The organism is Haemophilus parainfluenzae, from assembly GCF_003252725.1.
GTDB classification, from domain to species: domain Bacteria; phylum Pseudomonadota; class Gammaproteobacteria; order Enterobacterales; family Pasteurellaceae; genus Haemophilus_D; species Haemophilus_D parainfluenzae_L.
Genome location: NZ_QEPO01000010.1, coordinates 21,801 through 33,472, shown reverse-complemented (window position 1 = coordinate 33,472; position 11,672 = coordinate 21,801). Strand labels below are relative to the sequence as shown.

Sequence of the window (11,672 nt, the reverse complement as noted above, 5' to 3'; positions counted from 1 at the left end):
ATAGCGGAGCAGAGAGAAATAGAAAAGTTATTAAAGGAATAATCCTGGCGGCGATAGAGCGGTGGTCCCACCTGACCCCATACCGAACTCAGAAGTGAAACGCCGATGCGCCGATGGTAGTGTGGGGCTTCCCCATGTGAGAGTAGGACACCGCCAGGTACTGAATGTGAACCCCGAGCTGAAGAGCTTGGGGTTTTTGTTTTATATAAAATATTAGAATTCATATATAAATGAGTCTAATAATGATAAAATCTTCGCCTATTTCTAGATAGCAATAATTATGAAAAAACAGATAAGTAAGATCTTTTCCAGTGATGGCGAATTGAGTAAGAATATCAAAGGATTTAAGCCCCGAGCAGAACAGCTCGAAATGGCTCAATCAGTAGGATATGCTATCCAAAATAAGCGACCGCTTGTTGTAGAAGCTGGAACAGGTACTGGAAAGACTTTTGCTTATTTAGCACCGGCACTTATTGCAGGAAAGAAAACGATTATTTCAACCGGCTCTAAAAATCTACAAGATCAACTCTTTTCAAGAGATCTACCTGCCATAAAAAAAGCCTTAAATTATTCTGGAAAAATTGCATTATTGAAAGGGCGATCCAATTACTTATGTTTGGAACGACTGGATCAGGTAATCGCTCAAGGTGTGCTTGGGGATAAATCTGTTTTAGCCGATTTAAGTAAAGTAAGAAAATGGAATAATGCAACGAAAACAGGTGATTTGACCGAATGTATTGAATTGGCTGAAGATAGCCCAATTTTGCCTCAATTGACGAGCACAGCAGAAAGTTGTTTAGGAACAGATTGCCCTAACTACGCCGAATGCTATGTCGCACAAGCTCGTAAAAAAGCGCTAAATGCAGATCTTGTCGTAGTAAATCATCATCTTTTCTTTGCTGATATGGCGGTAAAAGAAAGCGGCTTTGGTGAGCTTATTCCCAATGCAGAAGTTATTATTTTTGATGAAGCACATCAACTCCCCGATATAGCAAGCCAGTACTTTGGTCAATCATTAACCTCTCGCCAGCTATTTGATTTATGTAAAGATATCAATATTGTTTATCGAACAGAATTGAAAGATATGCCGCAGCTTGGCACAACTGCAGATACCTTGCTTAAAGTCATTCAGGATTTCCGTCTTCTTCTTGGGGAAGGAAATCAGCGAGGAAATTGGCGTGAGCTATTTAAGCAAAGTGCGGTCAAAAAATCGGTTGAATTATTACAAGAAAAAATTGAGTTTCTTTCTGAAGTGATCAAGATTGCATTAGGTCGCTCTCAGACTTTGGATAGTATTTTTGAACGCACTGAAAGTATCAAGAATCAATTAATTCGTCTTTGTGATACGGCCATTGTTGGCTATTGTTATTGGTACGAAAGTATGGGGCGACAATTTGGTTTGCATATTACGCCACTTACTGTTGCAGATAAATTTGGCGAACAGCTAAATAATAAAGACGCAGCTTGGATTTTCACCTCAGCGACGCTTGAAGTTGGCGGCACTTTTAATCATTTCTGTCAGCGACTTGGTATTGAGGAAGCAGAACAAAAAATTCTTCACAGTCCTTTTGATTATCTTAATCAATCGCTACTTTGTGTGCCACGTTATTTACCGGCAACGAATCAAAATAATACGTTACAATCTCTTGGTGAAATGTTGTTGCCTATCATTGAAGCGAATAAAGGACGATGCTTTGTGCTTTGTACTTCTTATTTAATGATGAGAGGCTTGGCAGAGTATTTTAGAGAAAATAGTGAGCTTTCTATCTTATTACAAGGTGAAATACCTAAAGCAAAATTACTCGAACAATTTATTCATGAAACCCATAGTGTGCTAGTTGCTACTTCTAGCTTTTGGGAAGGCGTGGATGTCCGGGGTGATGCACTTTCCTTAGTCATTATTGATAAATTGCCTTTTACCGCACCAGATGAGCCTTTGCTAAAAGCGCGTATTGAAGATTGCCGATTACAGGGTGGTGATCCTTTTAATGATATACAGATCCCTGAAGCAGTTATTACGCTGAAACAAGGTGTAGGGCGCCTAATTCGAGATGTAACCGATCGTGGTGCGGTAATTATTTGTGATAATCGTCTTGTTATGCGAAATTACGGCGAAACCTTTCTAAAAAGTTTACCTAATTCAACCCGTACCCGAGATCTTAACAAAGTGGTACAATTCTTACAAAATGAGAAAATGGATTAATAATGAAAAATATCACCTTATTAGCACTTGATACTTCAACAGAAGCCTGTTCTGTTGCACTTTGGCATAAAGGCGAAAAAACATATTTAGATGAATTAGCACAGCGTACACACACAAAACGTATTCTTCCAATGGTTGATGAGTTACTTGCCAATTCAGGCATTAATTTGAAGCAAGTAGATGCGTTAGCATTTGGACGCGGCCCGGGTAGTTTTACTGGTGTTCGTGTTGGTGCAGGGATTGCTCAAGGGCTTGCATTAGGGGCTGATTTACCTGTTATTGCGGTATCAAATTTAACTGCAATGGCTCAGGCTGCATTTGAATTACATCAAGCTGAAAATGTGGCAGCGACCATTGATGCGAGAATGAATGAAGTTTATTTTTCTCAAGTAAAACGAGAAAAAGTGCAGTCAGTATTTGGTGAATTTTTCCAATGGAGCCCTGTCATTGAAGAACAAGTTTGCCAACCAGAAAAAGTGCTTGAACAGTTTTCAGATTTAACCGCCTATCGAGTCGGTACTGGTTGGGCTGCGTATCCTCAATTTAAAGACAGTGGTTTAGAAGGGAGTGATATTATTTTACCTTCTGCACAATATATGCTTGAGCTTGCTTTAACAGATTATGCTCAAAATAAAGTCATATCTGCCTTAGAAATTGAACCTGTTTATTTGCGTAATGAAGTAACTTGGAAAAAATTACCTGGGCGTGAATAATTTTCAAAAAGGAGTTGAAGATGAATAAAAAAACGATCTTAGTTTTGACCGCACTTTCTGCCACATTAGTGGGATGTGTCAATGCGCCGAAAGGGCTGGAAAAAGAGCAGTTTACTTTAAAATCATTATCTTCAATTCAACCGAGTGATTATAGCTGTCAGTGTAAATCAATTCGTTTAGGTGGAAAAGTATTAACCGCACAAGCCTTGCCGAATAAAACTAAAATTGAAGTATTAAGCTATCCAGTTTATGCAACCTCAGCAAAACCTATGATTGATGAACAACCTAATGGACGTTTTATCACTTATCTTGATGGCTTTGTAGAACCTGAAAGCTTAAAAGATCAATTTATTACAATTGGTGGTACCTTGCTGAAAGCAGAACAAGGCAAGGTTGATCAAGCCAACTATATTTATCCGGTTATTAAAACCAATCATTATCGTGTCTGGAAGCTTTCACAAAGTTATTATTATCCAGATGATATGTGGGATGATTGGGGCTTTTTCGGTAGACGACCGTATTATTGGTATGGTGAGCCTGAAATTCGCTATTATCTCTATTAACTAAATGATAAAATTAAGAAAATTTTCCAAAGAATAAGGATAAAAAATGGAAAAAGTTTGGTTTCAAAATTATCCAGAAGGTTCACCTACCACGCTGGATACATCCAAGTATGATTCGATTCTCGATATTTTAGATAAAGCAATTCGTGAGCACCCAGACCGTCCTGCCTATATCAACATGGGACAGGTTTTAACATTTCGTAAATTAGAAGAGCGTAGCCGTGCATTTGCCGCTTATTTACAAAATGAATTAAAGTTAGAACGTGGTGAGCGTGTTGCATTGATGATGCCGAATTTATTGCAATATCCTATTGCGCTTTTTGGTATCTTACGTGCTGGTTTGGTTGTGGTAAACGTGAATCCACTTTATACCCCTCGAGAATTAGAACATCAGTTACAAGATAGCGGTGCAACAGCCATTGTTGTGGTTTCAAACTTTGCTTCAACCTTAGAAAAAATCGTGTTTAACACTAAAGTGAAACACGTGATTTTGACAAGAATGGGTGACCAGCTTTCTTTTGGTAAGCGTAATTTGGTCAATTTTGTCGTGAAATACGTCAAAAAATTAGTGCCAAAATATAAATTACCGAATGCTGTCACTTTCCGTGAAGTATTGAGTATTGGTAAATTTCGTCAATATGTTCGTCCTCAAGTAGATCGTGAAGATTTAGCCTTCTTACAATATACAGGTGGAACGACCGGTGTTGCTAAGGGCGCAATGCTGACACATGGCAATATTATTACCAATATTTTCCAAGCTAAGTGGATTGCAGAGCCATTTATTGGCGATCATGCTAAGCAACGCGTTGCCGTACTGGCTTTACCGCTTTATCATGTTTTTGCCTTAACGGTAAACTGTTTACTTTTCTTAGAGCTTGGCGTGACAGCGCTCTTAATTACGAACCCACGTGATATTGATGGCTTTGTTAAAGAGCTCAAAAAATACCGCTTTGAAGCGATTACAGGGGTAAATACCTTGTTTAATGCGCTACTTAATAATGAAAATTTCAAAGAAGTGGATTTTTCACGATTAAAACTTTCTGTTGGCGGCGGTATGGCGATCCAACAATCGGTTGCAACGCGTTGGCATGATTTAACTGGCTGCAACATCATTGAAGGTTATGGTATGACAGAATGTTCACCGCTAATTGCCGCTTGTCCGATTAATGTGGTGAAACACAATGGTACAATCGGTGTACCAGTGCCAAATACCGATATTAAAATTATCAAAGATGATGGCTCGGAAGCACAACTTGGTGAAGCTGGAGAGCTTTGGGTTAAAGGTGAACAAGTCATGCGTGGCTATTGGCAACGCCCTGAAGCGACAGCTGAAGTGCTTCAAGATGGTTGGATGGCAACGGGTGATATCGTCATTATGGACGAGAGCTATAGCCTCCGTATTGTTGATCGCAAAAAAGATATGATCTTAGTTTCAGGCTTCAACGTTTATCCAAATGAAATCGAAGATGTGGTGATGCTAAATTATAAAGTCGCTGAAGTGGTCGCTATTGGTGTGCCACATGAAGTGTCGGGAGAAACCATCAAAATCTTCGTCGTGAAGAAAGATGATAGCCTCACGCGTGATGAATTACGCCAGCATTGTAGACAACATCTCACAGGTTATAAAGTCCCGAAAGATATTGAGTTTCGCGATGAATTGCCGAAAAGTAATGTAGGCAAAATTTTAAGACGCATACTGCGTGATGAAGAAATAGCAAAACGCGCGCAACATTAATTAAATCAGGGATATGTGTTCATATCCCTGTTTAGTCTGTACCTCTATTTGAAAATACATCCTATTACAATGATAAAAGAATGCCAAAATCAACCGCACTTTACATTAATTCAAAATAATGAAGAGCTCGCTCAGATTTGCCAGTTAGCGCGTCAGCAAAGTGCGGTCGCTTTAGATACCGAATTTATGCGGGTATCGACCTATTATCCTAAATTAGGATTAATTCAACTTTATGATGGTGATCGAGTTTCATTGATCGATCCTTTATCCATTACTGATTTTTCACCTTTTGTGGAATTATTACGTGATCAGCAGGTGACAAAAATTTTGCATGCTTGTAATGAAGATTTATTGGTTTTCTTACAAGAATTTGATGCACTTCCACAACCTATGATGGATACGCAAATTATGGCGCGTTTTTTAGGTTTTGCTAATTCAGCGGGCCTAGCTAAACTTGTGTTGCATTATTTGGGCGTTGAAATGGATAAAGGGGCAACGCGTACAAACTGGCTAAAACGCCCACTTTCCCCCGTACAGCTACAATATGCGGCAGGGGATGTATGGTACTTATTGCCAGTCTATCAAAAAATGCAAATAGAATTAGCGCAATCACCTTGGCTTCAAGCGGTAATTGATGATTGCCAGCTTGCGATCTCGAAAACCAGTAAATTAGATGATCGCGATCCAGACAAAGCCTATTTAGATATTCCAAATGTTTGGAAATTGAATCCGCTCGAATTAGCGCGTTTACAGCTATTGGCCAAATGGCGACAAGAAACGGCAATGGCACGAAATTTAGCTCTTTCTTATGTGGTGAAATCGGACAACCTTTGGAAAGTAGCAAAAAACAACCCTCGCAATACATCAGAAATGCTAGCGCTTGGATTATCTGAAAATGAAGTCCGTGTGCGTGGCAAAAAAATGCTTCAATTGTTAGCACAAAGTCGTCGAATTTCCCCTTATGATTATCCTAAACGTTTAGTGCGTATTGTGGATGATCCTCGTTATAAAAAGGCAATTCGATTGTTACAAGAAAAAGCTTATGAACTGACCCCAAAAGGATTAACCCTCGATATTCTAGCCAGTAAACGGAATTTAGAAGATCTTATTAAATGGGTTTGGCTAAAAAATGAAGATATGACCAAACAGCCTGATTTACTTTTAGGGTGGCGAAGAGAGATTGGCTTGAAGCTGGTTGAATACTTAAAATCCGTAGAGTAGTCATTAAAAACAATCTTAAAAATAACCGCACTTTGAATCATAAAAAGTGCGGTTATTTTTTTATTTATAGGTATCGTTTCTATAAAATGTGATTTATTTCACAAATCTGACTAAAATGTTCAACTTTTTTCTTGTTTATTGCTTCATTTTAAGTAAAATGCTTGAAGTTTTATTATGTAAGGTAATAACTAGTTGAAATCCATTATTTTTTTGTGGTTATTTGCTTGGTGAATTTCATTTATTTCCCTACATAAATTAAGGAATAATTTATTTTGCTTTGTTTTGTTTTGTTTTGTTTTGTTTTGATTTGATGTTTAATCAAGAAATATAAGCTAAGTAAGTTATTTTACTTTTCAATGATTATCTATTTGTTATTAATATAAGAGGACTTTCTATGAAACCTATCTTTAAAACAACCGCACTTGCGGCATTTGTGGCTTTATCTTTGACAGCCTGTGGCAGCTCATCGAGTTCTAATGACTCAAATTCTATTGCTGCTCAAGTTGAAGTTCAAAAAGCGAAAACGTCAGAGCAAGCAAAACGCATTGCAGAGAATTTAAAAGACAGTGCGAATAAAGCAAAATCAGCTGCAGAACAAGCAAAAAATGCAGCTAAAAAAGCAAAAACCTTAGCAGATAAATCTCAATCAGAAGTAAATGCGTTGAAGAAAAGTATCTCATCAACAACAGATGCAACTAAAAAAGCCGCATTAGAGAAAAGTTTAAAAGCGAAAGAAACCGCATTAGAAAGTGCTAAAAAAGCGTTATCTGATGCCCAACAAAAAGCAGAAGAAGCGCAAAAATCTTTAGATGCGCATAACGCTGCAGTAGCAAAAGCGAATAACCAAGTCATCGAGTTACAAAAAGCAGAAGCTAAAGCGAAGGCAGATGCTGAAGCGAAAGCAAAAGCCGAGGCAAAAGCCAAAGCGGAAGCTGAAGCGAAGAAAAAAACAGAAGAGCAAAAACGCTTAGAAGAAGAGGCGAAAAAGAAAGCTGAAGAAGCGAAAAAAGCCAAAGATAAAGCGGAAAAAGATCGCTTAGAAAAAGAAGCAAAAGAAAAAGCTGAAGCTGCTAAACGAGCAGAAGCTGAGAAAAAACGCTTAGAAGAAGAAGCGAAGAAAAAAGCTGACGCAGCTAAACGAGCAGAAGAAGAGAAAAAACGTTTAGAGGAAGAGGCGAAGAAAAAACCGAATAAACCGGTTGTTACGCCAACTGTTCCAACACCAACAACTAAAACAGACTTTAATTCGACCAAAACAGTACATGGTAAAGAGTGGCGTTATATTGATATGGGGAAAAATAAAGACCCTTGGGGCCCTATTAATGGTGAATACACTTATGCACCAGAATCTCTGAGTAATCTTCCACCTCATGTAAATCTCCCTGATGGCTCCGGTATCGTTAATTTTAATAAATTATCAGGTAATAAATTAGGTAAGTTCTCTGGTAAAGCAACCGATCAAGATTATGTTGTTTTTGACGAGGCGGCTAGAAATGGTATGAATTATATGTTCGTCAATCAACCATATTCAACCTATGGTGTGCTTTATACGCCAACAGCAGAAGATCCAAAACGACTTGCTACAAGACACGTAGCTTTTGTGAGAGTGAACGAGGATGGAAGTAAATTCACGGGTAATGCAACTTATAAAGGTGGTGTAATTGCTCAGATTGGTGCTTATGAACGTAAAGCAAATGAATGGTATGAGGGTGAAAAAGATGACATTACCTATGATAGAAAAGAAATGATAAAAGATGATGGCTCTGTCACGGTTAACGTCAAAATGAATGGAACAACTGGAAAACCAATGATGGATGGTGTAATTAATAGTAAATCCATTGGTCAAATTAAATTAGGTACTCAGGAAGTTCTAGATCAATCTGCTCATATTGGTTATCCAGAACCAGTAATTGTAAGAAAGAATAACCATGAGGCTAGAGGAGTAGCTGTTCATGCTAAAACAACTGGACAATATGCCGCAACATTTGGTGGTAAAAATTATTCAGAGGTTGTTGGTATAGTAGGGTTAGAAAAATTTGTCAGCCACTCGGCTATTGATAAAAATGACCATACCGAAGGTTTAGGTGAAATTAAAGAGGGTGGTAAAACATATGTCATTGAAAAATATCAAGCTACTTTCGGAGCTAAAAAATAACCCTTTCTTTTAACCATTTTCTGCCGCCGTTGTGCGGCAGATTTTTCTAATAAAGTATAATGAAAAAATATAGTTTCTTTTTAGTCGCCTTATTTCCAGCCTTGGCAATTTCTGCTCCGTCGCCGGAATTAAGCACAGAAATTGATAAACAAGTTAAAATTGCTGAGCCTGAAAAACAGCGAGAAAATCTACCGCACTTAACGGAAGAACAGTCCTACTCAACACGAATTAGTCGTGAAGAATTAGAGCAAAATCAGCCACTCACCACTCAATTATTATCACAGGCGATTTATTCTCGTGATGCTGATTTAATTGAGAAATTATTAGAAGTGTATCAAACCTTTCCTGAGCAAGATCCGATTTTAGTACTATTTGCCCAAGGAAAAGTAGCGGCATTAAATGATGATCAGGCAACTGCCATTGATAAATATCGTGAAGTGTTAGCACAAAATCCTAATTTAAATCCGGTGCGTATTGAGCTTGCAATCGCCTTGTTTAATCAGAAACAAGATGGGGCAGCAAAAGCTCAATTTGACAAAGCTAAAACAGCAGAAGATTTACCGGCACCAGTGATGGAGCTTATTGACACTTATTTATCTGCGTTGAATGAGCGTGATAGCTGGAATGTGGATATCGCCTTTAATTATGTGCGAGATACAAACGTGAATAATGTGGGCAGTGGTAAGCAAGTTATGCTTGCAAATGGGGGAGTTCTGACTCGAGCCGATGATATGATGCCACAAAGTGCTCATGGGCTTGCATATTCTTTAGATATTTCTCGTGACTTTAATTTATGGGGTTCGAATTATCTTTCAGTCGGTAATGAGTTTTTTGGTAAAAGCTATTGGGATAATCATGAATATGACGATCTTTCTAATCGTACATTTCTTGGTTATGCCTATAAAACTGCAAAACAAACTTTCCGCTTAAAACCTTTTTATGAAAAACGTTGGTATGGCGGTGAAAGTTATCGCTGGGGAAATGGTGTTCGTTTAGAACTCACACATTGGCTTAATCCAAATTGGCAAATTGCTTTGGCAGGTGAGTTTGCTAAACAGCGTTATTTCGATAGCGAAGTATTAAATGGTAATAATAAGCTCGTTTCTGCCACCTTATTATGGATGCCTAATCCTAAACGCTTTTTCTATTTAGGTTCTGATTTTTCTGCGGAGAGAACCTTAGTTCGCCAATATTCTTCAGACAGCAAAAGTTTGCGTCTAGGCTGGGGACAAGAATGGAACTGGGGGATATCTTCGCGTTTAGGACTTTCTTTAACACAACGTGAGTACAAAGATATTGCCAAACTTGCAAATGTTGATTTGTTTTCTTTTGGAAAAATTCGTAAAGACAAAATCTACGGTGTAAATTTAAGTCTTTGGAAACGAGATTGGCACTTATGGGGTATCACGCCGAAAGTCGTATTTAGTTGGAAGAAACAAGATAGTAATATCCCAGAAATGTATTCTTATGCCCAAAAGAATGTCAATCTGATTTTTGAAAAAACGTTTTAGTCGTAAATAAGAAGTTATTTCTAAAATAATTCTAAAAATAACCGCACTTTGAATTATCAAAAGTGCGGTTATTTTCTTTAGTGTTTTACAACGATGGCTTTAATTAAGCTTGAGTTGCTTGGATTGCGGTTAATGCGATGGTGTAGATGATATCATCTACTAATGCACCACGAGATAAGTCATTAACCGGTTTACGCATACCTTGAAGCATTGGGCCTACAGCAACTAAATCAGCAGAACGTTGAACTGCTTTATAGCCGATGTTACCTGCGTTGATATCAGGGAATACAAATACGTTTGCTTGACCTGCCACTTTAGAGTTTGGTGCTTTAGAAGCTGCGACATCTTTCATCACAGCTGCATCGTATTGTAATGGGCCATCAATTAATAAGTCAGGACGTTTTTCTTGTGCAATACGCGTTGCTTCTTTTACTTTCTCTACAGATTGACCTGAACCAGAAGTACCGGTTGAGTAAGAAAGCATTGCGACTTTCGGATTTAAACCAAATGCTTTTGCCGATTCAGCAGATTGAATTGCGATTTCAGCAAGTTGTTCAGCGGTTGGTTCAGGGTTTACTGCACAGTCACCATACACTAATACTTGGTCTGGTAATAACATGAAGAATACAGACGAGATAATTGAGCTACCTGGTGCTGTTTTGATGATTTGCATCGGTGGACGAATTGTATTTGCCGTGGTGTGAACGGCACCAGAGACTAAACCATCTACTTCGCCCGCTTCTAACATCATTGTACCTAATACAACGGTGTCTTCTAATTGTGCACGAGCTTGTTCTTCAGTTAAACCTTTAGATTTACGTAATTCAACTAAACGAGCAACGTAGTTTTCACGTACGTCAGCTGGATTGATGATCGTTACGTCAGCACCTAAAGTCACGCCTTGTTCTGCCGCAACTTTTTTCACTGATTCAGGATCCGCTAATAATACCGATTTTGCGATACCACGTTCAGCACAGATTGCTGCCGCTTTAACAGTACGAGGTTCATCACCTTCTGGTAATACGATGGTTTTACCTGCTTTGCGTGCTAAATCAGTTAATTTAAAACGGAATGCTGCTGGAGAAATACGTGCTTCACGAGAAAGTGGTGCAGAGATTGCATTCGCTAATGCTTGAGCATCTAAGGTTTTAATTTTGCCTGCTTGTGCACCAAATACACCTAAGATGTCAGTGTTATTCACACCGCCAAACTCTGAAGCAACGGCTTCTACTAATGTGCCTTCTTCATTGTTTGCCACTAAGATAATTTGTGCATCTAAGGTTTGCGCAATCGCGAAGTTTAAGCTATTTGCAAAAGGCGCTTGAGCTGAAGGTTGAACACCTTTAACAATCACTAGATTTGCATTTAATGCTTGGAAATCAGCAACGATTTTTTCTAACAACACGTCTTTTTGATTATTTGCGATTAATGCTTGAGCGGTTTTTACATCTTCTACTGCATTGAATACGACAGCGCCTGTTGTTTTAGCTACGTCTAGTGCTGCTGCTAAATTTGCTTCTGCGCTAGTTGGAATAAGAATAACTGCTTTAGTCATTTTGATATACCTTTTA

The 11,672-nt window shown here is 38.4% G+C and carries 8 protein-coding genes, 1 rRNA gene and 1 pseudogene; 8 read left to right on the top strand and 2 right to left on the bottom strand.

Annotated features, from left to right (window positions below):
* The first annotated feature begins 43 nt into the window (after positions 1-43).
* The 8 genes from rrf (at position 44) to DPV85_RS09335 (ending at position 10,101) form a co-directional block, all read left to right on the top strand.
* Positions 44-159, top strand: a 5S ribosomal RNA gene (gene rrf, locus DPV85_RS09370).
* Positions 160-280: 121 nt separating this feature from the next.
* On the top strand, positions 281-2,203 hold the full coding sequence (gene yoaA / locus DPV85_RS09365) for a DNA repair helicase YoaA (protein WP_431830608.1): 1,923 nt from the start codon (positions 281-283) through the stop codon (positions 2,201-2,203).
* A 2-nt stretch (positions 2,204-2,205) separates the two neighbouring features.
* Entirely contained in the window at positions 2,206-2,916 is a 711-nt protein-coding gene (gene tsaB / locus DPV85_RS09360; RefSeq protein ID WP_111327812.1) for a tRNA (adenosine(37)-N6)-threonylcarbamoyltransferase complex dimerization subunit type 1 TsaB, read from the top strand.
* Positions 2,917-2,936: 20 nt separating this feature from the next.
* The gene (locus DPV85_RS09355) at positions 2,937-3,479 is read left to right on the top strand and encodes a Slp family lipoprotein (protein ID WP_111327811.1); all 543 of its coding nucleotides are present in this window, start codon (positions 2,937-2,939) and stop codon (positions 3,477-3,479) included.
* A 46-nt stretch (positions 3,480-3,525) separates the two neighbouring features.
* Complete coding sequence (gene fadD, locus DPV85_RS09350) at positions 3,526-5,214, top strand: long-chain-fatty-acid--CoA ligase FadD (RefSeq protein WP_070868239.1); 1,689 nt, start codon at positions 3,526-3,528, stop codon at positions 5,212-5,214.
* 69 nt (positions 5,215-5,283) lie between these two features.
* Positions 5,284-6,435: a ribonuclease D gene (gene rnd / locus DPV85_RS09345; RefSeq protein WP_111327810.1), complete on the top strand. Its 1,152-nt coding sequence runs from the start codon at positions 5,284-5,286 to the stop codon at positions 6,433-6,435.
* Between the two features lie 394 nt (positions 6,436-6,829).
* Positions 6,830-8,590 (top strand): hypothetical protein, encoded by a 1,761-nt coding sequence (locus DPV85_RS09340; protein ID WP_111327809.1) that lies wholly within the window; start codon positions 6,830-6,832, stop codon positions 8,588-8,590.
* Between the two features lie 59 nt (positions 8,591-8,649).
* Positions 8,650-10,101, top strand: coding sequence for a surface lipoprotein assembly modifier (locus tag DPV85_RS09335; RefSeq protein ID WP_111327808.1), 1,452 nt, complete (start codon positions 8,650-8,652; stop codon positions 10,099-10,101).
* A gap of 103 nt (positions 10,102-10,204) precedes the next feature.
* Here the strand turns inward: DPV85_RS09335 and pta are convergent, their stop codons facing one another.
* Both pta and DPV85_RS10045 read right to left on the bottom strand, forming a co-directional pair.
* Entirely contained in the window at positions 10,205-11,302 is a 1,098-nt protein-coding gene (gene pta / locus DPV85_RS09330; RefSeq protein ID WP_431830609.1) for a phosphate acetyltransferase, read from the bottom strand.
* A 30-nt stretch (positions 11,303-11,332) separates the two neighbouring features.
* Positions 11,333-11,656 (bottom strand): annotated as a pseudogene (locus DPV85_RS10045) (AAA family ATPase); the annotation flags it as partial.
* Between the last annotated feature and the right edge of the window lie 16 nt (positions 11,657-11,672).